The organism is Chryseobacterium sp. WG14 (assembly GCF_024586945.1).
Taxonomy (GTDB): Bacteria; Bacteroidota; Bacteroidia; order Flavobacteriales; family Weeksellaceae; genus Chryseobacterium.
The window spans coordinates 35,582-61,004 of sequence record NZ_JALCZD010000013.1 but is presented as its reverse complement, the minus strand read 5'-3'; the positions used below and the strand labels follow the sequence as shown (position 1 = coordinate 61,004).

The 25,423-nt window shown below is 36.5% G+C and carries 23 protein-coding genes; 10 read left to right on the top strand and 13 right to left on the bottom strand.

All coding sequences use genetic code 11. From position 1 onward, the window contains the following. Positions 1-41 precede the first annotated feature (41 nt). From MP478_RS18800 to MP478_RS18780, 5 genes are all read right to left on the bottom strand, one after another. Entirely contained in the window at positions 42-2,729 is a 2,688-nt protein-coding gene (locus tag MP478_RS18800) for a TonB-dependent receptor domain-containing protein (RefSeq protein ID WP_257201310.1), read from the bottom strand. A 68-nt stretch (positions 2,730-2,797) separates the two neighbouring features. Then, positions 2,798-3,157: a hypothetical protein gene (locus tag MP478_RS18795; RefSeq protein WP_257201309.1), complete on the bottom strand. Its 360-nt coding sequence runs from the start codon at positions 3,155-3,157 to the stop codon at positions 2,798-2,800. 19 nt (positions 3,158-3,176) lie between these two features. After that, positions 3,177-3,800, bottom strand: a complete 624-nt coding sequence (locus tag MP478_RS18790) for a hypothetical protein (RefSeq protein WP_257201308.1) — start codon at positions 3,798-3,800, stop codon at positions 3,177-3,179. Positions 3,801-3,878: 78 nt separating this feature from the next. Continuing rightward, on the bottom strand, positions 3,879-4,565 hold the full coding sequence (locus MP478_RS18785; RefSeq protein ID WP_002982671.1) for a response regulator transcription factor: 687 nt from the start codon (positions 4,563-4,565) through the stop codon (positions 3,879-3,881). An 89-nt stretch (positions 4,566-4,654) separates the two neighbouring features. Then, the gene (locus MP478_RS18780; protein WP_230033695.1) at positions 4,655-6,190 is read right to left on the bottom strand and encodes a sensor histidine kinase KdpD; all 1,536 of its coding nucleotides are present in this window, start codon (positions 6,188-6,190) and stop codon (positions 4,655-4,657) included. A 200-nt stretch (positions 6,191-6,390) separates the two neighbouring features. On the opposite strand from MP478_RS18780, the gene MP478_RS18775 reads away from it, so the two are divergent. Further along, complete coding sequence (locus MP478_RS18775) at positions 6,391-6,876, top strand: SRPBCC domain-containing protein (RefSeq protein WP_257201307.1); 486 nt, start codon at positions 6,391-6,393, stop codon at positions 6,874-6,876. Positions 6,877-6,987: 111 nt separating this feature from the next. Here the strand turns inward: MP478_RS18775 and MP478_RS18770 are convergent, their stop codons facing one another. The 5 genes from MP478_RS18770 to MP478_RS18750 form a co-directional block, all read right to left on the bottom strand. After that, a complete protein-coding gene (locus tag MP478_RS18770) occupies positions 6,988-7,326 on the bottom strand; it encodes a hypothetical protein (RefSeq protein ID WP_047484784.1) in 339 nt (112 codons plus the stop codon). A 256-nt stretch (positions 7,327-7,582) separates the two neighbouring features. Continuing rightward, a complete protein-coding gene (locus tag MP478_RS18765) occupies positions 7,583-9,628 on the bottom strand; it encodes a S9 family peptidase (protein WP_230033704.1) in 2,046 nt (681 codons plus the stop codon). Between the two features lie 158 nt (positions 9,629-9,786). Then, positions 9,787-12,132, bottom strand: a complete 2,346-nt coding sequence (locus tag MP478_RS18760) for a T9SS type A sorting domain-containing protein (protein WP_257201305.1) — start codon at positions 12,130-12,132, stop codon at positions 9,787-9,789. Between the two features lie 170 nt (positions 12,133-12,302). Next, the gene (locus MP478_RS18755; protein WP_047485086.1) at positions 12,303-13,043 is read right to left on the bottom strand and encodes a uroporphyrinogen-III synthase; all 741 of its coding nucleotides are present in this window, start codon (positions 13,041-13,043) and stop codon (positions 12,303-12,305) included. 12 nt (positions 13,044-13,055) lie between these two features. After that, the gene (locus MP478_RS18750; RefSeq protein WP_257190331.1) at positions 13,056-13,724 is read right to left on the bottom strand and encodes a DUF4271 domain-containing protein; all 669 of its coding nucleotides are present in this window, start codon (positions 13,722-13,724) and stop codon (positions 13,056-13,058) included. 224 nt (positions 13,725-13,948) lie between these two features. Here MP478_RS18750 and MP478_RS18745 point away from each other — a divergent pair, with 224 nt between their 5' ends. The 4 genes from MP478_RS18745 (at position 13,949) to MP478_RS18730 (ending at position 17,434) form a co-directional block, all read left to right on the top strand. Next, positions 13,949-14,665, top strand: a complete 717-nt coding sequence (locus tag MP478_RS18745) for a polyprenol monophosphomannose synthase (protein ID WP_257201304.1) — start codon at positions 13,949-13,951, stop codon at positions 14,663-14,665. A gap of 86 nt (positions 14,666-14,751) precedes the next feature. Further along, positions 14,752-15,117, top strand: a complete 366-nt coding sequence (locus MP478_RS18740; protein ID WP_257201303.1) for a DUF4296 domain-containing protein — start codon at positions 14,752-14,754, stop codon at positions 15,115-15,117. A 67-nt stretch (positions 15,118-15,184) separates the two neighbouring features. Further along, positions 15,185-16,315, top strand: coding sequence for a tRNA guanosine(34) transglycosylase Tgt (gene tgt, locus MP478_RS18735; protein WP_230033720.1), 1,131 nt, complete (start codon positions 15,185-15,187; stop codon positions 16,313-16,315). A 6-nt stretch (positions 16,316-16,321) separates the two neighbouring features. Continuing rightward, positions 16,322-17,434 (top strand): LptF/LptG family permease, encoded by a 1,113-nt coding sequence (locus MP478_RS18730; RefSeq protein ID WP_257190333.1) that lies wholly within the window; start codon positions 16,322-16,324, stop codon positions 17,432-17,434. Here MP478_RS18730 and MP478_RS18725 read toward each other — a convergent pair. Then, positions 17,428-18,141: a biotin--[acetyl-CoA-carboxylase] ligase gene (locus tag MP478_RS18725; RefSeq protein ID WP_257201302.1), complete on the bottom strand. Its 714-nt coding sequence runs from the start codon at positions 18,139-18,141 to the stop codon at positions 17,428-17,430. The genes MP478_RS18730 and MP478_RS18725 overlap by 7 nt on opposite strands. Before the next feature lie 87 nt (positions 18,142-18,228). Here MP478_RS18725 and rsfS point away from each other — a divergent pair, with 87 nt between their 5' ends. The 5 genes from rsfS (at position 18,229) to MP478_RS18700 (ending at position 22,907) form a co-directional block, all read left to right on the top strand. Continuing rightward, positions 18,229-18,597: a ribosome silencing factor gene (gene rsfS / locus MP478_RS18720; RefSeq protein ID WP_230033733.1), complete on the top strand. Its 369-nt coding sequence runs from the start codon at positions 18,229-18,231 to the stop codon at positions 18,595-18,597. Between the two features lie 17 nt (positions 18,598-18,614). Further along, the gene (ftsH, locus tag MP478_RS18715) at positions 18,615-20,636 is read left to right on the top strand and encodes an ATP-dependent zinc metalloprotease FtsH (protein WP_257190335.1); all 2,022 of its coding nucleotides are present in this window, start codon (positions 18,615-18,617) and stop codon (positions 20,634-20,636) included. A 134-nt stretch (positions 20,637-20,770) separates the two neighbouring features. Beyond that, positions 20,771-21,352: an LUD domain-containing protein gene (locus MP478_RS18710; RefSeq protein WP_209800513.1), complete on the top strand. Its 582-nt coding sequence runs from the start codon at positions 20,771-20,773 to the stop codon at positions 21,350-21,352. A 24-nt stretch (positions 21,353-21,376) separates the two neighbouring features. Then, positions 21,377-22,249: a phosphatidate cytidylyltransferase gene (locus tag MP478_RS18705; RefSeq protein WP_257201301.1), complete on the top strand. Its 873-nt coding sequence runs from the start codon at positions 21,377-21,379 to the stop codon at positions 22,247-22,249. Between the two features lie 4 nt (positions 22,250-22,253). Beyond that, positions 22,254-22,907 (top strand): phosphatidylserine decarboxylase family protein, encoded by a 654-nt coding sequence (locus MP478_RS18700; RefSeq protein ID WP_257190337.1) that lies wholly within the window; start codon positions 22,254-22,256, stop codon positions 22,905-22,907. Positions 22,908-23,058: 151 nt separating this feature from the next. Here MP478_RS18700 and MP478_RS18695 read toward each other — a convergent pair whose 3' ends face one another. Both MP478_RS18695 and MP478_RS18690 read right to left on the bottom strand, forming a co-directional pair. Further along, entirely contained in the window at positions 23,059-23,406 is a 348-nt protein-coding gene (locus tag MP478_RS18695) for a DUF1801 domain-containing protein (protein WP_257190338.1), read from the bottom strand. A gap of 19 nt (positions 23,407-23,425) precedes the next feature. Beyond that, complete coding sequence (locus MP478_RS18690; RefSeq protein ID WP_230033751.1) at positions 23,426-25,264, bottom strand: ABC transporter ATP-binding protein; 1,839 nt, start codon at positions 25,262-25,264, stop codon at positions 23,426-23,428. Positions 25,265-25,423: the final 159 nt, after the last annotated feature.

Sequence of the window (25,423 nt, the reverse complement as noted above, 5' to 3'; positions counted from 1 at the left end):
TTTTCCGTTAAATATATATTTTTTCTTAGGTCGAAACCATTTTAAAAAGTAACATCCAATCCTACATAGAAATTAGCTTTCATAATAGGAGCGTACACCATTCCTCCATCAAAATAACTTCCAAAAGGATTTTTAAAATCAATAATTGCATTTTTCTGATAGTATGAAGTAAGGTTCTCCCCACCTACATAAGCTCTGATCTTTTTATTGAAGTTTCTTGAAATCTGTGCATTAAGTATGGCATAAGATTCAGAATACACCGGTAGCTGGAATTCTGCGGGATTACTTGATGTATCCGGAAGTCTCTGTTTTCCTACCCAGTTTAAAGTAGTGTCAAAACTCCAGAATCCGCCTTTATCATTTTTATTGGTGGCATAGGCTAAATTCACAAATCCTCTGTGTTTGGCCATAAAAGGAATTTCTCTTCTTCCACCGATATAATCTGCCTGCACATCGTAATATTTATAAGCTAGTCTTACATCAAAGTTTTTGAAAGGTGTAAAATCCCACTGCGTTTGGAATGAGTTGGCAAAAGACTTGCCTTCCAGGTTATAAAATGTAAGCTGCTGAGGCGATTTATCCAAATCTACCAACACCTGGTCCTGGAAATCCGTTCTGAAGAAATCTGCAATAATGGTTGATTTTCTCCCGAAAATTTTGAATTCCTGTTGCAGGCTTACTCCATAATTCCATGCTATTTCCGGTTTTAAACCATAGATGTTTCCTCCGTTTGATAGAATATTAATGGCTCTGTTGGAAGCAAAATACTGTTGGTTTTCTGCAAAAACATTAGCTGTTCTGAATCCTCTTCCCGCAGAAAGCCTTAAGATCGTCTGGGGAGTGAAATCATATTTAAAATTAAGTCGGGGGGTAAACTGAGTTCCTGCCAAATTATGAAAATCAGCTCTTGCTCCTGCTACTAAGGTATATTTTAAGCCCGTTAAAGTATACTCTGCAAAAATTCCCGGAACAATTTCGTTTCTCTTAAGATGATCTGTCAGGTAATTTTCTTCATAGCCATCATATAAAAAACTTGCCCCAGCCTTGTATTTGTGGTTGGTATTTCCAATAATACTTTCAAAAATTAAGTTGGAATAATAGGTATGCTGTTTCCCGTTATAATTTCTCAATCCGAAAAAGCTGTCCTGCTGGTGATATACATACTGGTTCATCCATCCAATACTCTGGTAAGGCTTTCCTTTAAAAACATATCCTGTTTTGTTCCAAACCTGGAATCTTGAAATATCAATACCCACCCCATACAGATACTGCTCATCCTGAGCCCGCTTTTTATCAAAACCTACTTGCCCGGCAGTTCTCTCATCTCTGATAAAATTAATTCCAAAGTGAGATCCGAATCCGGATTTTTCCAGATCATTATAATTAAGAAGGTAAGCCGCATTGATCTGTGTCCCTTTCGGCCTGTCCAGGAAGCCGTCATCATTCATATCTGTATTTCCGAAAGTTCCGTTTCCATGAAGTAAAAATGTCTGTGACCATTTCTCATTGATAGGAGAAACACTTGTAATATTGGCTTCAGCTCTTCCATTGAAGTCAGAAAAAAGATTCAGGGACGTTTCGGGTGTTTTTGCATTTTTCAGAAGCTCGGTATTGATCTGCCCGGTAATACTTTCATACCCATTGGTTACCGTACTTCCTCCCTTTGTCAGCTGAATACTTTCAATCCATCTTCCTGGGATGAAATTCAGCCCATAGGCAGAAGCTAATCCTCTGATTTCGGGCAACTGCTCTTTTGTTAAACTGGTATATTTCTGATCCAGTCCCAACATTTTTAACTGCTTGGTACCTGTAACTGCATTACTGAAAGATACATCTACCGTGGCATTGGTTTCAAAACTCTCAGAGAGATTACAGCAGGCAGCTTTTAAAAGTTCTTTTTTATCAATATTAAAAACAAGTCCGGCTTCTTTCTTACTTAAAGATGTCGCGGCTTTATACCCTGTTACCACTACACCGTCAATATTCTTTTCATGCTGGCTGTGATCTTCGGTATTGGCTTGTTGCTGATGCTCTTTATGATCCTCATGCTTCGTTCCTTCTTCATAATGCACATTAGGATTTGCTTCTCCAAACGGAATAGCTCTGTCATACAGGCAGCATCCCGGAAGGTTTTTGTAAATGGCATCGGAAGTTTTATACTTTTCATTATCATGACCTGCATCAGCAATTGCTTTTAAAATCTTATCTGATGAGGTTTTTGAGGCATCAAAATCCATCGTTACGGTTTGTTTTTCTGCGCTCCATTCCGCCGATCCGGCTCCCGCATCTTTAGCTGCTTTTTCAATTCTTGCTTTACAGGAGGCACAGTTTCCTTTTACATAAAACTCGTTTTCTTTCTTAGGAGCATGATGGTTGTGAGATTCCGTAGCAGCAGGCTGAAGATCTCTATCGTAATGACAGCATCCCGGAAGTCCTTCATAGATATCATTGGAAGCTTTGTATTTTTCATTATCATGACCTGCATCAGCCACTTTCTTTAAAATTTCATCTGCTGAAACATGCTCTGTTTCTAATGTTAAAGTTTGTAGATCAATTGAGTATACGGCGGTTTTTGCCCCTGCTTTTTTAGCGGCTCCTTCAATTCTGGTTTTGCACATTTCACAGTTCCCTTTTACTTTGAACTGATTTTTTGAAAGACCCTGAGCAGCCATAAATTGTGTAAACAGGAATAAGGTACCAAGCAGTAACCTGGAAATATATAATTTCATTTTGTTTAAAAGTTTAGATTAATTAAAAAACGGTTCATTACATCATGTAATGAACAGGCTCTGTTTAATTAACCTATTTTAGGCGGCTGCCAGATTTCTTTTAAACGGTCAGAAAGATAAGGATCTGAGTGTTGAAACTGAGGATTCTTATTGGATTTGTAATAAGACAGTTCCAGACGTAAATTTTTTGAAAATGGAGTTTCTATAAAAGTATAACAGGCAATACATGATGAGCAGCAGTCGTCATTACAAGATCTTGTTGTGCTGTCTTTGCTGTCTTTTTTAGAAGAATGATTTTTGCAGCAGTCGCTCTTTTTAGATTCTGCCTTACAGCAGGTATCCTGCATGGATTGGGCATAGAAGCTGTCTCTAGGAACCAAAAAAATTCCTAAACAAAATACTATTATAAATAGGTGAAGCAGCTTCATGCCTGCAAAAATACAACATTTATGGCAAAGGATCACCAACTTTTACCGCGCAGTTATGCCAGGGCTCACCATGAGCAGGATTGGCCTTTGGTTTTTCTCCCATAGCCAGGTTCTGCGAGGCCGGACCCGGTGCTGGAGTTGGAATAGTCTGTACATTGGCCGTTGGCTGAGGAGCCGGTGCCGGCTTACTGTTTAAAGGCTGTCCCACAGGAATATCACATCGGTGCCCCGGCTCCCCATGAGGAGGATTCATCCCCGGAGCGGTTTTTACCTGCTTACCGTTATTGTCAATGGTAATTTTTCCGGGAGAGACAGCATTAGGGTCAATTTTAATGGCATTATTTCCGTTTACTGTTATGTTTTGAGAAGCCGGAGTAGGGCTGCTGTTTAAAGGCTGTCCTACAGGAACATCACAGCGGTGTCCCGGCTGTCCGTGTGGCGGGTTCATTCCCGGAGCTGCTGCAATAGGAGAAGGAGTGGGGTTAGATTGAATTCCTGCCTGATTCAGCAGGGATGCTTTTGGAGAATTCAATGCTACTTCAGGCTGAGAGCCTGCTTCTTTTATATAGGTTGCTCTTTCATCCTTTTTACAGGAAACAATAAGTAATGATGCGGTCATTAAACCTACAAATGTATTCTTCATATCCATGGGTATGAAACAAAATTAGCAAAACATTTTGAATTGTTTTGCTAATTTTATATTTATAGTTTGATTTTAGAACTAATTTTTCACTAAAAGTCTGAAACCTTCTCCGTGAACATTGATAATTTCCAATCCTTCATCGTCTTTTAACAGCTTACGAAGCTTTGCAATATATACGTCCATACTTCTGGCCGTAAAGTAATTCTCTTTCTTCCAGATTTTTCTTAAAGCAAGATCTCTCGGCATGAAATCATTTCTATGGATACAAAGAAGTTTTAACAGCTCATTTTCTTTTGGAGAAAGTTTGTACTCTTTGTCACCTACTTTTAGCTGTCTCAGCATAGAGTCAAAGAAAATATTACTGATTTTGAACTGTTCCTGTTCTTCATTTTCAAGGGTAGAGCTTCTCTGAAGAATAGCTTTGATCTTATATAAAAGAAGTTCAGTGTCAAAAGGTTTGGTGATATAATCATCAGCTCCCAATTGGTATCCTTTCAAAATATCCTCTCTCATATTTCTTGCCGTAAGGAAGATTATAGGGGTGTTTTTATCAATCTTTTTTACATCCTCAGCTAATGAAAACCCGTCTTTTTTAGGCATCATTACGTCAAATATGCAGATGTCGAATTCGTTTTCTGTAAACTCTTTAAGTCCCTGCTCTCCGTCAGTGGCAAGGGTAACTTCAAAATTATTGATTGTTAAATAATCTTTAAGCACCGCTCCAAAACTCTGATCGTCCTCTACTAATAATATTCTGTTGCTCATAATTTCAATAATTAAAAATTAATAATAAGAATGAACTTTCTCACTCTCTCTTCTATATTTTGTTATTTGATTTTTTACTTCATTTAATGCTAGCTCATGGGCAGCTTTATGGTGAATGTGCTTCCATTTCCTTTATTGGAATCTACAATAACCTGTCCTTTGTGCAGCTCTACAATTTTCTTAACGTACGAGAGACCTAATCCCTGCCCTTTTACGTTGTGTATATTTCCGGTTTCTTCCCTAAAGAATTTTTCGAAAATCTTGGTTTTGTTCTGGGTATCCATTCCCATTCCTTTATCAGAAACTTCAATAATATACCAGTTTCCTTCATTTTTCGTTTCTACATGAATTTCAGGAGCTTCGGGAGAGTATTTGTTGGCATTATCCAATAGATTAACCAGCATATTGGAGATGTGAAATTCATCTATTTTAAAAGTATAATGCGTCGCTGTAAACTTCTGGGTAAGTGATCCATTCCTCTGTCCTACAATAAGATTGAAGGATTCTGTAGTTCTTTTGATGAGTTCCCTTACATTGGTTTCCTTCAGGAACAGCTTTACTTCATTTCTTTCAAGCTTAGACATATTAAGCACATTTTCTACCTGCTTTTTCATCCTTAGGTTCTCCTGTTTGATCAGTTCCGAGTAATATTTTACCTTATCGGGATTGGTGGCAATTTTATCATTGGCTAAAGAATCTGTAGCTACGGAAATAGTAGCTAAAGGTGTTTTAAACTCATGAGACATATTATTGATGAAATCTGTCTTTACTTCAGCCAGTTTCTTCTGTCTCATCATATAGTTGATGGAAATAATATAGATCCCGAGAATCGTAAGTAACGATAGAAAAGTTCCCAGCAGCATAGGCCAGTTATTCATCGCCAGGGAGTATTCTTTTTTAGGAAAAACCAGGGCAAGACTGTATAAGGTATTCTTTTTGTCGGTAAAAAGTGGATAGTTATACGTATTGCTGTCTTTTTTCTCTTTATATGTTTTATTGGCAATACTGGTGAGCTTATTGTTTTTGTCAATAACTCCATATCCAAATTTTGCTGTAATACCTCTTATTTTCAATTCTTTTGCAATAACGGAATCCAGAATAACGGGATCCACTCTCTTCGCAATCGGTAAGTTGCTGCCGTATACTTTTACAAACTCTTTAATGGCATAGTCTCCATTTTCAATATCTGTATTAAGATCAGCCGTAAGAAGTTCCCGGTTGGTGGTATCTCTCTTGATCTTATAGGCTGCCTCGTCAGTATATAAAGTAGTCAGCTTTACGGTGTCTCCTTTTTTAGAAATCGGAAGCTGGGTATTTGAAATAATATTTTTAGAGTAGATGATCTGTCTCTGGGTGCCAGAGTCCTCTACCTGTTGAATAGTTGTCAAAGAAGGTTGGCTACTGTTGGCAAGAATTGTTTTTCTGTTTTCTTTATTCAGGTATTTATCAGCTTCAATTTCTTCAATATTCTTGGATACGTTTTCCAGAGCTGAATAAACTTTGTTGGAAAAGTCCTGTTCAAGAGTGCCGTAATAACGTTTCAGCCAATAAAATTGGAGCGTAACAAAGACAATCAGTGAGATCGTCATAAACACCGAAATTATTGGGATGAATTTATTATTCATTATTTTATTTTATATGTTTTGGAAAAATGAATGTTAAAATTAATTGTTTTAAGACAAGGTAAACAAAAAACGAGCCAGAAAATTGTGTTTTTTTTCTTAAAAGGATGTTTTTTAACAATTATTTATGAATTATATAATACTTGTCATATGAAAAGTACGGTAAATAAATAAAGAAGTAACTTTATTAAAAATAATTAATTATGGAATCAACGATCATTTTCAACAAAGATTTTGACTCAAATGCTGTCTATGTAATGAAAGTTTACGAAGCAGATGTTTCAAAAGTATGGAACTATTTTACTCAATCCGAATTATTGGATCAGTGGTGGGCGCCCAAGCCCTGGAAATGTGAAACAAAGAGGCAGGATTTTCAAGAAGGTGGAATTTGGTTATACGCTATGGTAGGACCGGAAGGGGAAAGACATTATGCGCAGGTAAAATATGGTGAAATTATGGAACATAGAAGTTTTGATGGAGTCGATGCTTTCTGTGATGAAAATGGCAATATAAATGAAAATTTCGGGCAGTCAAAATGGCTTATCGGGTTTACCGGAGTAGAAGAGGGTACAAAAGTGACTGTCAATATTCATTTTCCGTCGGCAGAAGCATTAAAACAACAATTGGAAATGGGCTTTGAAGAAGGATTTAAAATGGGACTGAATCAGCTTGAGGAAATTTTAAAATAATTAAAGATTTATTTAGCTGTTAAGAATCTAATATACCTGGTATAAAATCAGTGTTCTTCTTAATGAAGCTGGTGAGTAAAAAAAGCTTGGAAAACATCCAAGCTTTTATCTTTATAGCAATTCTTCATCCTGAAAATACTGAATAATCGCCTTTTTCATAAGCAGAGACTGCTCATTGGGTCTTAATTCAGGCAGGCCCTCTACTTTATCAAAATGGGGCCATCCATCTTCGTAATGTGTAAATTTATAATATCCAAAAGGTTCTAATAATCTGCATACCGCAATATGAAGGATATTCAGTTTATCGTCTTTCGTATATTTTTGCTGGCCACTCCCCAGTTCCTGAAGCCCAATCAAAAATAATATGGTTTCAATTGGTGGATTTTTTTCTGTCTGGAAATTATCTTCAAAGAATTGTTCTATTTTTTTCCAATATTCGGATTCGTTCATACCTTTATAAATGATAAATTATAAGTGCTAAATGATAAAGTTAATTCTTTAGCATTTTTCTTTAGGAAGAAATAATTTTTAGTATTTCTTCCGTTTTGTTTTTTATATCTGTTTACTATCTCTTTTTAGATCGTAATATTTTTTTATGACCCAAAAAAACTTCGTTATAAGAGTTTTGATAATTCCTTTAATGATGGTGATGGCTAACTGTTTATTTAAAGCCGAAAATTTTGTTATAATCTACACCATCCATCATTTATAAGCTATCATTGATTTTTAAAAGAAACGCATATTCCAGCGCATCTTCCTTCAGTGATTCAAATCTTCCACTTGCTCCTCCATGTCCTGAGCTCATATCCGTTTTGAACACTAAAATATTATCATCTGTTTTTAATTCTCTCAGCTTTGCTGTCCATTTTGCAGGTTCCCAATACTGTACCTGTGAATCATGAAACCCTGTAGTAATAAGCATATGTGGATAATCTTTTGCTTCCACATTGTCATAAGGAGAATATTCTTTCATGTAATGATAATATTCTTTATCATTTGGGTTACCCCATTCATCATACTCCCCGGTTGTTAAAGGGATGGTATCATCCAGCATAGTTGTCACTACATCCACAAATGGAACCTGTGCTACAATTCCATGGAATAACTGAGGTTCATAATTAACAACAGCTCCCACTAAAAGCCCTCCGGCACTTCCACCCATTGCAAACATATGTCTGGATGAAGTATAATTTTCTTTTATTAAATATTTTCCGGCATCAATAAAGTCAAAAAATGTATTTTTCTTAAAGAGCATTTTTCCATCTTCATACCATTCTCTTCCCAGATATTCGCCACCTCGGATATGGGCAATAGCATAAATAAATCCTCTGTCCAGAATTGACAATCTCACATTGGAGAAGCTGGCATCTACGGTATGTCCGTAACTTCCATAACCATACAGAAGAAGGGGAGTGTCTGCAGATTTTTTGGTGTCTTTATGATATACCAGAGAAATTGGAATTTTTGTTTCCCCATCTCTTGAATCAGCCCATATTCTTTCGGAAATATAATTTTCAGGGAAGAAATTTCCGCCCAAAACTTCTTGCTGCTTAAGAAGTTTGGTTGTTTTTTCTTTCATATTATATTCATAGGTAGAGCTTGGCTGCGTCAGTGAAGTATAGCCATAACGCAGAATCTCGGTGTCAAATTCGAGATTCACACCAATATAGGTAGTGTAAGTGGGATCTGAGAAAGGTAAATAATATGATTCCTGCGTTTTTTCATCAATAATTTTGATTTGCAGCAATCCTCTTTCTCTTTCTTCAAGAACCAGATAGTCTTTAAAGATTTCGAAACCTTCCAATAAAACTTCAGCACGGTGAGGAATTACATCAACCCAGTTTTCCATACCACAATTGCTGATCTTTGTTTTTACGATTTTGAAATTGAAGGCATCATCAGCATTGGTAATGATATAGAATTCATCTTCATAATGCTCTACAGAATATTCAAGATCATCTATTCTTGGCTGAATGATCGTCCATTCTGCAAATACATTATCAGAAGGAATGAAACGGTGTTCATCAGAAATAGTGCTTGAGCTTGCAATGAAAATATATTCTAATGATTTTGTTTTGAAAACATTTACGTCAAAAGTGTCATCTTCTTCATGGAAAATCAAAATATCTTCTGATGAATCAGTTCCCAGCTCATGTCTGTATACTTGAAACGCGCGGAGGCTTTGATCTTTCCTGATATAAAAAACATGCTTGTTGTCATTGGCCCATACGGCCTTTCCTGTGGTATTGGGAATACTGTCCGGAAGGATCTCTCCTGTTTCCAGGTTTTTAAATTGCAGGGTGTAAATTCTCCGCCCTACATTATCCGCAGAAAAAGAAGCCAGCTTATTATCCGGGCTTACTGCTACACTCCCCACTTCAAAGAAGTCTTCACCTTTGGCAAGTATGTTGACGTCAAGTATAATCTCTTCCTGATTGTCCAGGCTCTTATGTTTTCTACAGAAAATAGGATATTCTTTACCCTCTTCATAGCGTACAATGTACCAGTATTCATTAAAGAAATAAGGAAGAGACTCATCGTCTTTTTTGTAACGGGCCTTCATTTCTTCAAAAAGCGCTTCCTGAAGTTCTTCAGTGTCTTTCATGATGAATTCTTCGTAAGCATTTTCCTCTTCAATATACCGGATAACTTCAGGATTCTCCCTTTCGTTAAGCCAAAAGTAATTGTCGGTCCTTTTATCGCCGTGAGTTTCTAATATTTTTTCTATTTTTTTTGCCTGTGGAGCTTTCATCCGAATATTTTGATTTTTTACTGAAGAAAATAAATCCTGATACCTTTCATTTTGAAAGGAGCTTTATACGGACATTTCATTCAATGTTAATTTTTATTCAAATATAAGAAAGGCTATCAAAAATCAGATAGCCTTTACCATTAATATCGTTGAAGAAATTATTTTTTTATGGTTTTTATGGTTTTTGAAGTTCCATCTTCCATATTTAAAGTGATTAAATACATTCCTTGTTTTAAATCACCTAAATATATCGAAGATGAAGGTTTCTTAATTACCTTGGTTAATCTTCCTGAAATATCTGTTATATGAATAGATTTTACGTGAGATACATCAGAAATGGTAAGAATATCACTGAATGGATTAGGAAATACCTGAATTTTGTTGCCATTTTCAGAAACTTCATGGGTGGATAATAACGTGTCATCATATGCCGAAATCTGGAATTCCCCACTGTCTGTAGTGTCACGATATTTCCAGACACTGATATATAAAGTAGTGCCAGGAGTTTGCCCCGTTAACGAAAGAAGTGAAAAATAACCGTCACCACCATCCTCGTTACAGCCAACTTCCGTTAAAGAACCACAACTTCCACTGTAAACTGTAAGTACAGTGTCATCAAAACCGGAACCGGAAGCTTCCTTCGTTTCTATCTTAAGATTTCCGCTTTGTGGTACTACAACTGTAAACCATACGTTTTCCACGGCATATGAATTGCATGTAGGCAATGAGCCATCAATAGTTGCTCCTGTGTTATCGGAAGTAATTGAACCCGACGCAAAATCTGTTCCCACGTTTAATGGTGATGCTCCTGAACAATTATCATTACTAGGAGGAATAAATTCATAGGCTGAGATTTCGAATTCTCCATTATCTGCATAGTCGTTAGATTTCCATACACTTATGTATAATGTAGCTCCCGGTGTCTGACTTGTTAATGAAATGGAACCAAAATCATCTTTACAGGCAATTTCTGTCAGTGAATTGCAGTCTCCGCTATAAACAGAAATTGTTGAGTCATAAAATGCAGAGTTGAAAGTTTCTCTGGTTTCTATGGCAATATTTCCACTTGGCGGAACAACTGCAGTAAACCAGACATTTTCAATAGCATCCGGATTACAGGAAGGGGAAGACTGATCAGTGGAAGCTCCTGTGTTATCGGAAGTAATTGCTCCTGAAGCAAAATTTGTTCCAACGGTTAGAGCGATTGCTCCTGTGCAGTCATCATTGGCTGGTGGAATAAGTTCATAAGCTGAGATTTCGAATGCTCCATTATCTGCATAGTCGTCATATTTCCATACACTTATATACAATGTGGCTCCGGGAGTCTGTCCGGTTAATGTAATGGGAGAAAAATAATCTTCACAGGCAATTTCAGCCAGGGAATTGCAGTCTCCACTATAAATAGAAATTGTTGAGTCATAAAATGCAGAGTTGAAAGTTTCTCTGGTTTCTATGGCAATATTTCCACTTGGCGGAACAACCGCAGTAAACCAGACATTTTCAATAGCGTCCGGATTACAGGAAGGGGAAGACTGATCAGTGGAGGCTCCTGAGTTATCGGAAGTAATTGCTCCTGAAGCAAAATTTGTTCCAACGGTTAGAGCGATTGCTCCTGTGCAGTCATCATTGGCTGGTGGAATAGGATCATAAGCTGAGATTTCGAATGCTCCATTATCTGCATAGTCGGCAGCTTTCCATACACTTATATACAATGTGGCTCCGGGAGTCTGTCCGGTTAATGTAATGGGAGAAAAATAATCTTCACAGGCAATTTCTGTCAGTGAATTGCAGTCTCCACTATAAATAGAAATTGTTGAGTCATAAAATGCAGAGTTGAAAGTTTCTCTGGTTTCTATGGCAATATTTCCACTTGGCGGAACAACCGCAGTAAACCAGACATTTTCAATAGCGTCCGGATTACAGGAAGGGGAAGACTGATCAGTGGAGGCTCCTGAGTTATCGGAAGTAATTGCTCCCGAAGCAAAATTTGTTCCAACGGTTAGAGCGATTGCTCCTGTGCAGTCATCATTGGCTGGTGGAACAGGATCATAAGCTGAAATCTGAAAATCACCACTATCTGTAGTGTCATCATATTTCCAAACACTGATGTATAAAGTAGCCCCTGGAGTTTGCCCGGTTAACGAAAGAAGTGAAAAATAGCCGTCACCATCATCCTCGTTGCAGTCAATTTCTGTTAAAAACCCACAGCTTCCACTGTAAACTGTAAGTACAGTGTCATCAAAACCGGAACCGGAAGCTTCCTTTGTTTCTATCTTAAGATTTCCGCTTTGCGGTACTACAACTGTAAACCAAACGTTTTCTACAGCGTCTGAATTACATGAAGGTAAAGAGCCGTCAGTAGTTGCTCCTGTATTATTGGAAGTAATTACTCCCGAAGTGAAATCTGTTCCTATAGTTAGGGAGATTGCTCCTGAGCAGTCGTCATTTTGTGCATTTACAAATACAATTGCGAATAAAAATAAAGAGAATAATATTTTTTTCATAATAAAATTTTAATAAATATAATTATAAAAAATCCCAATATTGTGAAAAAGAATAATGTATTAAATATTTGATTTTAAGCAGTATATTTTTTATGCTTAATTGCTTTTAAAATAAAAAAACCATCTTTCCCCTATGGAAAAGATGGTTTTTTTTAAATTCTTAGTATAGACTATTTATGCAGAGCCTTAACATATTTTTCCAGAGCCATTGTCATGGACGGAGTTTCTTTAGTGGGGGCCATTAGATCTACCTTTAAACCCGCTTCTTCAGCTGCTGCTAAAGTAGTGTTTCCAAAAACACCGATTTTTGTTTCCTCTTGTTTGAAGTCAGGGAAATTTTGCTGTAAAGATTTAATTCCTTGTGGGCTGAAGAAGATCAGCATATCATAATCTTTAATGGTGATATCTGTCAGATCACTGCATACCGTACGGTACATAATAGCTCTTGTCCATTCTACATTGGAAGAATCGAGAGTTTTTACAATATCCGGACTTAAAACATCTGAAGATGGCAGCAGATACTTTTCAGTAGGAAATTTTTTGAAAAGAGGAAGCAGGTCTGAAAAATTTTTCTCTCCAAAGCTGATTTTTCTCTTTCTGTACACAATGTGCTTTTGAAGATAGTTGGCAATGGCTTCGGACTGACAAATGTATCTCATCGTGTCCGGAACTGCAAAACGCAGATCCTCTGCAAGTCTGAAGTAATGATCAATCGCATTCTTACTGGTAAAAATAATCCCGGTATATTGCGTCAGATCAATCTTCTGAGTTCTGAGTTCTTTATTGTCAACTCCTTCGACGTGGATGAAAGGGCGGAAATCAATCTTTATTTTTTCCTTCTTCGCTATATCCAAATATGGAGAAGACTCACTAGGCGCTGGTTGAGAAACCAATATAGACTTTATTCTCATCATTGACATTTATTAAAAAAATAACAACTTCCAAAGCAGTAATAATGGTGCTATTTGGAGGGTGCAAATATACAAAAATTTATAATACCATTTCTCAGGAAGAATCTTGTTCTTGTGAAATAAATAGAAAAAGACCTTGAAAATGAACACGAAAGAAAAGAAGAAAAAATAGTAAACAAATATTTTATTTCTGTCAATAGGGAAGTAATAGTGGGTTACACAAAGAATTATTAATAAAAATGACAGGATAAAATAAAATTTAGTGGAGGTAAAATAAAAAATAGACCATTTTTTTCCATCTCCTATACTTTGGTAAAATAAAAAGCCCAATGCAGATTTTATGAGATAAAAAAACAGAACCGCCAGTAATGTATACCCAAATTTATTGAGCTGGTACCCTAAGAGCTGTACATCTGCAATATATTTAGGCACCAGCGGAATGTACTGGGAAATTAAAACAGACAGTGTAAGCGTTGTTACACATGATGTAATAATCCAGCTTGGCAGGTTATTGCTTGCGTCAAAATACTTTTGAAGCAGAAAATCTTTAAGGCTAGCATCTCTTTCTATGATATTCATCATAAAAACATATAAAAATATGCAGCCTACAAGAATGAAGATGACCCAGTCATTATTCTCGGGTATTCTTACTTGATTTATAAAGTTTTGTGACGATAGCAAAGTTTATTTTTTTTAATTTTTATGTAACCACAAATAACACAGCTTGGCACAGATTTTTATTATTACTTCATCTGTAGCTAAAATATATTCCTCCATAATATTATATATGATTCAGATTTAGTGAATATCAAATTCGGTTAAACCTGTGAGAAGTATTTTTTGCAAAATTATAGATTATTTTGTATAAAATAAAAAGGTTAAATAAACTATCTTTGCAAACTGAAATGAAAAAACTAGTCATTATCCCCACTTATAACGAAAAGGAAAATATTGAAAATATTATTTCCGCAGTTTTTGCATTGGAAGATGACTTTCATATTTTAGTGGTGGATGACTCTTCTCCGGATGGTACTGCCGAGGTGGTAAAAGGAATTCAGAAAAGATTTTCCCATCATCTGCATTTGTCTGTAAGGCGTATAAAGGACGGTTTGGGAAAAGCATATATCCATGGATTTAAATGGGCCATCGAAAATAAATATGATTACATTTTTGAAATGGATGCCGATTTTTCTCACAATCCGAATGACTTGCCTAAGCTTTATGAAGCCTGTCTTCATGCAGATATGGCGATTGGATCCCGTTATTCCAAAGGGGTAAATGTGGTCAACTGGCCCATGGGAAGAGTGTTGCTTTCTTATTTTGCCTCAAAATATGTGAGATTTATCCTGGGACTTTCAATTCATGATACTACAGCCGGCTTCGTTTGCTTTTCCCGAAAAGTATTGGAAGATATAGGCTTGGAGAATGTGAAACTAAAGGGATATGGGTTTCAGATAGAGATGAAATTCAGGGCTTATAAAAAAGGCTTTAAAATTGTAGAAGTTCCTATTATATTTACCAATAGAATTTTAGGAGAGAGTAAAATGAACGGTGGCATCATTCATGAAGCTGTTTTTGGTGTTTTAAACTTAAAGTGGAAATCAATTATCAACAGATTATGAAGCAACGCATGACTAGTTCTTCTCATACAGAGGGAAATTTACATGTGAAGCTCCATCAGATCGTTAAAAAATATAAAAATAAGCTGATGAAAAAGCTGATGTTTATTTTCGTTTTGTTAAGCATGTTTTCATGCAACGATTATATCGATAAGCCTAAAAATCTGGTCGATAAAGATTTGATGGCTGAAATTCTGGTAGATCTTACGATCAATGACCAGGCAACTTTTATGTATCAGAACAGTAATTTAGAGGCAGGTACAAGATTCATTCTTAAGTCTCATAAGGTAAAACCCAATGATTTTGTTGAAAGTTTTAAATATTATGTGATCAAAGACGAGATGCAGGATATTGCCAATAATGCTCAGGAGATTTTATTGAAAAAAGATCCGAAAGCAGATAAATATATAAAAGATAAGCAGAAGAATAGTGGAATTCCACCTATCATGAAGTAGTGATGGTATTGGAGTCCCTATTTGATAAAATTATGAATTACTGACCCGATCAGTTAAAAGTATACTAATGAAATTTTTTAATATAGAAAAAACCTCCGAAGGAAAGGCCAGAGCAGGAGAAATTACCACAGATCATGGGAAAATACAGACGCCCATTTTTATGCCTGTGGGAACAGTAGCGAGTGTAAAGACAGTTCATCAGAGAGAATTAAAAGAAGACATTAAGGCCCAGATTATTCTGGGAAATACCTATCACCTGTATCTTCGTCCGGGTATGGAAACAATGCAGGCTGCAGGAGGGCTGCATAAATTCATGAACTGGGATCTTCCTATTCTTACAGATTCAGGAGGTTTTCAGGTATTTTCATTGGCGAGCAACAGAAAAATGACGGAAGAGGGAGCGAGATTTAAATCTCATATTGACGGAAGTTATCATATGTTCTCACCGGAAAGATCAATGGAGATCCAAAGACAGATCGGAGCCGATATTTTTATGGCTTTTGATGAATGTACTCCTTATCCTTGTGAGTATAATCAAGCCAAATTATCAATGGAGCTTACCCATCGCTGGTTAAAAAGATGTATAGAGTGGACCAATGATAATCCTGAATTATACGGACATAAACAAAGGCTTTTTCCTATTGTACAGGGATCTACCTATTCAGATTTAAGAAAAATTTCTGCTGAAGTTATTTCAGAAGCCGGAGCAGAAGGTAATGCTATTGGAGGTCTTTCTGTAGGAGAGCCCGAAGAGGAAATGTACCGGATTACAGATGAAGTTACGGATATTCTTCCAAAAGAAAAACCAAGATACCTGATGGGAGTGGGAACTCCCTGGAATATCCTCGAATCTATTGGATTAGGAATTGATATGATGGATTGCGTAATGCCTACAAGAAATGCAAGAAATGCAATGCTTTTCACATGGCAGGGGGTAATGAACCTTAAAAATGAAAAGTGGAAACAGGACTTTTCTCCTTTAGACGAGTTTGGTACAAGCTTCGTAGACAGGGAATATTCAAAAGCGTATCTTCGTCATTTATTTGTATCCAAAGAATATTTAGCAAAACAGATTGCTTCTATCCATAATCTGGCATTTTACCTTGATTTGGTTAAAGTAGCGAGAGAGCACATCCTTGCAGGAGATTTTTATGAGTGGAAAAACTCTGTAGTTCCGGTTCTCAGACAAAGACTGTAGAAGACTATGCTTAAAATAATAGACAGATATATCATCAAAAAATATCTTGGAACCTTTAGTTTCATGCTGATACTGCTGTCTATAGTAGTACTCGTTATTGATGTTCAGCAAAAGATTCCAAGGATAGAAAATGCAAAAGCTATTGATGCCAAGCTGGATCTGGTGTACTTCCTTATTCATTTTTATCCTTTCTGGATTATTAATCTTGTGGTAACATTTCTCTCTATTCTGGTGTTTATTACAGTGATTTATTTTACATCCAGAATGGCCAATAATACGGAAATTGTAGCCATTATAAGCAGTGGTGCCAGTTTTCACCGTTTTGCAAAACCTTATCTTTATACCTCCATTCTGATTGCCTTGATGTCTCTGGTGGTCAATCATTTGGTTCTTCCGTGGGCCAATATCAAGAAAAACGAACTGGAGGCATATACCTATAATGCTGCCAATAAGGAAAAGATTTTAGGAACAGCCCCGGCATCTTCACAGCTTAGTAAAACGGAGTATATTTTTGTTGCTTCATGGAATAAAAGGGATAAAAGAGGGTCCAGTTTTATATATCAGAAGTATGATAAAGACAGAAGAATGGTTTATGAGCTGAAAGCCAGTGAGGTATATTGGGATCTTACCAAGAAGCAGTTTGTACTGAACAATTATCTTGAAAAAACCATTAATAAAGACAATACCGAAAAACTGGGTAATGGAATAGAGCTAAGGAAAAACTATGGGCATTCCCCGGAAGAGCTTTTCCCTAATGAGCTTTTAGGACAGAATAAAACTACACCGGAGCTTTTAAAATTTATTGATAGAGAAAAAGCCAGAGGAAACAGTAACCTGAATTCTTATCTGAATGAGCTGTATCAAAGGACTTCTATGCCTGTTTCTATCATTATCCTGACTTTTTTAGCGCTTTCATTATCCTCGCAGAAGAAAAGAGGAGGGCTTGGAGTTAACCTTGCGATTGGGATCTCATTAGCATTCCTTTTTGTGTTTTCATTTGAAGCTTTAAAGGTGGTTTCTGAGAATAAAAGCCTGCCGCCGGCTTTGGCGATGTGGCTTCCGAACCTGGTATTCCTTCCGCTTACTCTTTATTTATATATCAAAAGAGCCAATCAGTAAAGGAGCTTTACTTCTTTGTGGTAAAAAGAGCGTAATCCGTTTTCCAGTTCTATCCAAAGTTCACCTTTTTCATCAGCATGACGGATAATGCCATTTTGGCGTTCTTTTTCAATTTCAAAAACCGAGATCTCATCTTTCCGGAACAGATTTGCATTGAACAGGTCCAGAATTTCCTGGTCAGAAGGAATATTTTTCAGTTTTTCAGATACATATTCATGAAGGTTTACCGCTACATTTTCGAGATCAAATAGCTGTCCTGTTTGCGTGAGAAGGGATCCTGCATTGGAAATCTCGTCAAACTTCTCCTGAAGGATATTAATTCCGGCTCCGATAATGAAATAATTATTTTGATTAATTTTTTTCTTTTCAATCAAAATTCCAACGATTTTTTTACCTTTAAGGATAATATCATTCGGCCACTTTATTCTGATGTCATGATCAGCCAATTTGGCCAGGAAATCCCTGATAATAATTGCGGTATAATAATTGAATATAAAGTCAGAGCACAAGATGCTCTGAGACTTTACTGCCAGCGTATAAGCCAGGTTTTTTCCGGCAGTTTGAGTCCATACATTTCCATACTGACCGCGGCCTTTCGTTTGGTTAAAAGTATGAAGTCCTATAAAATCTGAATTTTCATAAAGTAAAAACTTGGATATTTCGTCATTAGTAGAAGAACATTCTTTCAGGTAGAAGAGTTGGCTCATTTAAGAAAACTTTAAGACATTAAAGGGGTAAAAGTAAGGGTAAAGTAAAGAAAAAACAATAAATTTGCAGATTATAGTATTTTTTTAATGAATAAAACAGCAGAAAAACAAGCATTATTAGATAAAATCGTTGAAGCTATCCAGGATGTTAAGGGAGAAGATATCATGATCTTCGATCTTTCAAACATTGAAAACTCCGTAGCAGAGACGTTCGTAATATGTAGTGGAAACTCAAATACACAGGTATCTGCATTGGCAGGAAGTGTAGAGAAGAAAGTAAGAAACGAACTTCAAGATAGACCTTGGCACGTAGAAGGTACGGAAAATGCAATGTGGATACTTGTAGATTATGTTTCAGTGGTAGTTCATATATTTCAAAAAGATGTACGCGAGTACTATGACATAGAAGAACTTTGGGGTGACGCAGTCATTACCAAAATAGAAAATGAATTTTAAAATTTTAAAAAGTATAAATGAATAATAAAGGATTCAACTGGTTCTTTCCTATTGCAATCATAGCTCTTTTGCTATTTTTCGGCTCCAATTTTTTAGGAGGAGATAGTGCAAAATCTATTGATGAAGATGGTTTCTTTAGAGAAATGCAGGCGGGGAAAGTCCAGAATGTAATTATATACAAAGACACAGAGAAAGCAGACGTTTTTCTTACAAAAGCAGCAAAAGCAGCAACGGTAACTAAATCTGCCAATGAAAGTAACCCACTTTCGGCGTTGGAAATGGCTCCTAAAGCAGATTTTTCTGTAAAATATGGAGATCTCCAGCTTTTCCTTCAGAAATTTGATCAGGTTAAAGCAACAAACCCAGCTATTAAAACGACAAAAGATTACGGAGCAGGTAAAAACCCGTTCATGGATATCTTAGTGTCTGCATTGATCTGGATTGCGATCTTAGGATTATTTTACTTCCTTCTTTTCAGAAAGATGGGAGGTGGCGGAGGCCCTGGCGGACAAATTTTCTCCATCGGAAAATCTAAAGCAAAACTGTTTGACGAAAAAGAAAGAATTCAGGTAACATTTAAAGATGTTGCAGGATTGGAAGGAGCTAAAGAAGAAGTTCAGGAAGTTGTAGACTTCTTGAAGAACTCTGAAAAGTATACCAAACTGGGTGGTAAAATCCCTAAAGGTGTTCTTTTGGTAGGCCCTCCGGGAACCGGTAAAACATTATTGGCAAAAGCTGTTGCTGGTGAAGCTAAAGTTCCGTTCTTCTCGCTTTCAGGTTCTGATTTCGTAGAAATGTTTGTGGGAGTAGGTGCTTCAAGAGTAAGAGACCTTTTTGCCCAGGCAAAGGCAAAATCTCCGGCGATTATCTTTATTGATGAGATTGATGCCATCGGACGTGCCAGAGGAAAAAATAATTTCTCAGGAGGTAACGATGAAAGAGAAAATACCCTGAACCAGCTTCTTACAGAAATGGATGGTTTCGGAACAGATGTGAATGTAATTGTAATGGCAGCGACCAACAGAGCGGATATCCTTGATAAAGCTTTGATGAGAGCCGGACGTTTCGACCGTTCTATCTATGTAGACCTTCCTGAATTGCATGAGAGAAGAGAGATCTTTGATGTTCATTTGAAAAAAATCAAACTGGATGACAATGTAGACAGAGACTTCCTGGCAAAACAAACTCCTGGATTCAGTGGGGCGGATATTGCTAATGTTTGTAATGAAGCCGCTCTTATTGCAGCAAGATACAATCATACCTCTGTTACAAAACAGGATTTCCTTGATGCGGTAGACAGAATCATCGGAGGTCTTGAAAAGAAAAATATGGCAATTAAGCCTTCTGAAAAGAAAAGAGTGGCTTATCATGAAGCGGGTCATGCTACCATCTCATGGTTGGTAGAACATGCTTCTCCACTTTTAAAGGTAACGATTGTCCCAAGAGGACGTTCTTTAGGGGCAGCATGGTATCTTCCGGAAGAAAGGCAGCTTACCACTACGGAACAGATGCTGGATGAGATGTGTGCTACGTTAGGAGGTAGAGCAGCAGAGCAAGTAATCTTTAACAATATTTCTACTGGGGCACTATCAGATTTAGAAACAGTGACGAAAAGAGCTCAGGCAATGGTTACAGTTTACGGATTAAGCCCGAATATTGGTAATATTTCTTACTATGACAGTTCAGGGCAGTCTGAATATTCTTTTGGAAAACCTTATTCTGAAGATACGGCTACGAAAATTGATGCTGAAATCAAAATGATTATCGAAAATCAGTATGAAAGAGCTGTAAGAATTCTTACAGAAAATAAAGATAAGCTTGATGCCTTAGCCAATAAGCTTTTAGAAAAAGAAGTTATTTTCCGTGAAGATTTGGAAGACATATTTGGAAAGAGAGCATGGGATCCTGAACTGACAGAGAAACCTGTGACCAATACAATTCCGGAGAAAGACAAACAGGAAATATTGGATATTCCTCAAATAAAAGAGAAGGAAGAAGAGAGCGAAATACAGGCTCCGGAAACTCCGACACAACTTTAAAGATCTTTAAAATAAGATAAATATAACCTGACAATTTTAAAATTGTCAGGTTTTTTCATATTTAAGGAGATATTTTAGAATCTATTGTAATTAATTTTCTATTTTTGTATAAAGTTGACTAAAAATAGATTAAGTTGAATTTATTCAAGAGAATTGTAAGCAAACTTACCAACCAGCCTGAAGAAGAGGACAAACAGAGTCTGGAGAAGCTTGGGGACTCGCTGAAAAATGCGGATCTCGACTATAAGTTTGCGCAATTATTTACGCATTCGGGGGGATTTTTTAATTATTGTGCAGATGAAGCGGAGGCTCTACAAACTTTAAATCAAATTATTAAGATAGAAGGTATTGATAGCCTGTTCTGTTGGGATAAAGAACTTCAGAACTTTTTGAACGTTGTGAGGTCTTCTTACACATCAGAATTACAGCCATCCAACAACGCTGCATTTATCACTTGTGAATATCTGATTGCCTATGACGGAAGAATTATGCTTTCACACAATAATATCCTTCACTACCATTCTTCAAGGTTGCCAGATAAGATTATTATCATTGCCAATGTTTCACAGATTGTGAACAACCTTAATGATGCAATGGGAAAAATAAAAAGGAACGGAAATATCAAGAACCTTACTTCCATTAGTGGAGGGCAGTCAAAATTAGACGGTTCTTCTTCCTCCAGTCCTAAACTGTTTCTATTACTGCTTGAAGACTAAGCACGCAATTCTAAATTTTAAATTTTGGACAAAAACCTTATTCAAAGAACGATCTCAGGTATTGCTTATGTAGCTATAATCATTCTTTGTACCACTCCGATTGGAGCACAATTGATCAACAATATTTCCCCGGGACTTATTAAACAGCAATACCTTTACCATGGGCTGATCAGCCTTTTATTGGTGGTGGGATCATGGGAATGTATTAAAGTTATGAAGTTTGGAAAAGGATATGAGAAATGGGTGGTATTTCCACTGGTCATTTTTATATTTTATATTTTTTCCAAGCGGTATTTCAATCATGATTTCTTTTTTGATTTCAGGTTGAGTGAAATACTGGCCCTTGCTTTAATTGGGATTGCTGTAGTCACTCTATTTAAATATTCTAACGAATTATACTACGACAGCGGAAAACTGATTTTTACAGTCATTTACGTAGCTTTACCGTTTAGTTTTGCATTGGGGCTGCCTAAGTTCTCCAGCTATAACGATACGTTCTCTCTGGAGGTTCTTTTTCTGTTTGTCCTGATCTGGAGCAGTGATACCTTTGCGTACCTTGTAGGAAAATTCTTTGGAAAACATAAAATGGCTCCTAAAATTTCTCCTAAAAAAACCTGGGAAGGTTATGCTGGAGGCGTAGTTTTAACATTGGTTTTATCATACTTCATAGAACAGTATCAGCCGGAACTTAGAGGAAACTGGATGGTAGTCGGGTTTTTAGTGGCTGCTTTCGCTCCTTTAGGTGATCTGGTAGAAAGCCAATTGAAAAGAAATTTCGGGGTAAAAGACAGTGGAAACATCATTCCCGGGCATGGAGGAGTATTAGATAGGCTGGATAGTTTCATAATCTGTGTTCCTGTCGTATATTTGTACTTTATTTTAGAAAAATTTATTTAGTCTCATGAAATTACATAGAGAATCAAAAGGAACGATTACCGTAGCAACCCTACTTTTTATTGTATTGGGCGTGTTAGCGATTTACTTTCTTAAAATCTGGTCGTTAGTGATCATTATGCCTTTATTGGTTATTTACTGTCTTGTATTCTGGTTTTTCAGAGTTCCGGACCGCAGTATCCTTGACCATAAAGAAAATGTAATAGCTCCGGTGGACGGAAAAGTAGTAATGATTAAAGAAGTGGAAGAAAGCGAATTTCTGAATGGAAAAGCAATCCAGGTTTCTATTTTCATGTCTCCTCTTAATGTTCACATCTGCAGATATCCGGTAACGGGGAAAGTGATCTACAAAAAATACCACCCAGGAAAATATCTGGTAGCATGGCATGAAAAGTCTTCTACAGAAAATGAAAGAACTACCGTTGCTGTGGAAACGCTGACGCATCATAAAGTAGTCTTCAGACAGATTGCAGGATATGTGGCAAGAAGGATTGTTTTCTACTGTAATGAAGGAGATCAGGCAAAAGCAGGACACGAGTTCGGATTTATTAAATTCGGTTCCAGAATGGATGTATTCCTGCCGTTGGATACTGAGATTACTTGTAAGATCGGAGATATAACAACAGGAGGGTTGGATGTAATTGCCAAATTAAAACATTAAGATTTACAATAAATCATATAAATGAGACCGTTCGAAAGAGAACGGTCTTTTTTATTTTTAAGCACAAATACCACGAATGGATGTACAAATGTCATAAAAAACGGGACAGCTTTTCATCTTTCTTTTTATATCAAGCGTTTTGTAATCTTTCTTATCTGATGTATTGTTTAATCTCATCCAGCAGGCTCAATATAAATTCCAGGGGTAAGTCCTCTTCCACGTCAATTAGAAGGATTTTAAACTTCTTTCTGCCATCCTGAGTAAGTTCGGGATAATCCAGTTTATCACCATGATAAAAACTGATATAATGTTTCTTATATTTCTTGCTGTAGTAGAAATAGCACAGCATCTTCTTCTTGTATTTGATAAAAGGAAGTCCAAAGCTGAAAGTCTCAGTAATGTTTTCCGTATCCGATGCTAATATTTTTTCACGCAAAAATAAAAGAGTACTTCTTTCAGGCTCTTCGATTCTGTAGAAATACTCTTGTATAGGGTTCATTTTAAATTACTTAAAATAGTTAGTCGAAGTTTTGAAGCTCCACAAGCTTATTGTACATTCCTTTTCTGGCAATCAGTTCATGGTGGGTTCCTTGTTCTACGATATCACCTTTTTCCATAACTACAATCCAGTCAGCTTTTTGGATCGTTGAAAGCCGGTGGGCGATAATAAGGGAAGTTCTGTTTTCCATCATTTTTTCCAGGGCATCCTGTACGAATCTTTCAGATTCCGTATCCAGCGCAGAAGTGGCTTCATCCAGGATCATGATCGGTGGGTTTTTCAGAACAGCCCTTGCAATAGAGACCCTTTGTTTCTGTCCTCCGGAAAGCTTACCGCCATCATCTCCGATATTTGAATCATATCCTTCAGGAAGTCTTGTGATAAATGCGTCTGCATTGGCAATTTTTGCTGCGGCAATAACTTCTTCTTTTGTAGCATCAGGCTTACCCATCAGGATATTATTGTAAACGGAATCATTGAATAATACAGATTCCTGCGTTACCATGCCTAAAAGCTTGCGATATTCCTGTAATTTTAAATTTTTAATATTGGTTCCGTCAATCATGATTTCTCCTTCAGAAACATCGTAGAATCTTGCTAAAAGATTGGCAATTGTTGTTTTGCCGCTTCCACTTTGCCCAACCAGAGCGACCGTTTTTCCTTTTGGGATAGAAAGTGAGAAGTTTTTAAGAATCGTATGATCTTTATCGTAGAAAAAGCCAATATTATTAAACTCGATTGAATTATTTAATGTTGATATAGAAACAGGATTTGCTATTTCGTCAATTTTCACATCAGCATCAAGAATTGCTAGAACTCTTTCAAGAGAAGCTTCTCCCTTCTGCACATTCGAAATTGACTGAGATAAACTTTTCACAGGAGGTAAAATCTGGAAAAAAATACCCAGGAAAACCAAAAAGTCCGCAGGTGAAATACTTTGTTCTACAATGATTTGTTTTCCACCGTACCAAGCGATAATTAAAAAAGTAACCGAACCTAAAAATTCGCTCATTGGAGATGCCAATTCTTTTTTTCTTCCTAAGCTTATAGAGCTGTTAATCCATTTCTGCATTGACTGCATAAAACGATTGTCCATTATTTTTTCTGCACTGAAAATCTTAATCACCTTTGTAGACTTTAATGTTTCGTCTACAATCGAGAAAATATTTCCCATTTCATTTTGAGCTTGATGAGAGTCTTTTTTCAGGCTTTTTCCTATTAAAGCAATCATCGTCCCCATTACAGGTAATACTAGAAGTGAAAAAAGAGTCATTTCTGTACTTAAAAAGAAAAGAGTAACCAGTGTGCTTATCAGCATAAAAGGTGCATTGATTAATTCAACTAAACTTCCCAAAATATTACCTTCAACTTCACCCACATCATTTGACATACGAGACATCAGATCTCCCTTTCTGCTTTCTGTAAAAAAGGAAACAGGCAAAGAAAGAATCTTTCTGTACATTGCTCCACGAAGGTCTTTAGTAACGCCTACGCGATAATTGATCAATAAAAATGAACCTAAATATCTGAAAAGGTTTCTCAGTAAAAACATAAAAGCCGTTATCACACAAAGCCAAGCCAAAACGTTAAGTGCACCATGCTCTGTTACTAAACTCTGAACATAATAATTGGCATATTCTTTTGCGTAAGAGAAAAAATCTAAAATTTCTCCTGAATAAACAGGTGCTTTGCTGTATTTTTTAGCCTCAATGGTTCCGAAAAGCATCCCCAAAACAGGTAAGATAGTTCCCAGGGAAGCAATCTGAAAAACAGAGTACATAAGGTTGAAAAATAAACTTCCGTAGATGTATTTTTGGTGAGGTCTTGCGAACTTCAGTATTTTAATATATTGGTTCATTCAATGAAAAAATTGGATAGCAAAATTACGTAAAATTAAAAGATAAGACGTTCTTAATCCTATTTTACTTTATCTTATATGTTTCAAAAAATACCTTTTTGTTACACCAGGGAAATGTTCTCTTTTATTTTTGAAGCAAAATAAGGGGGATAATACTAT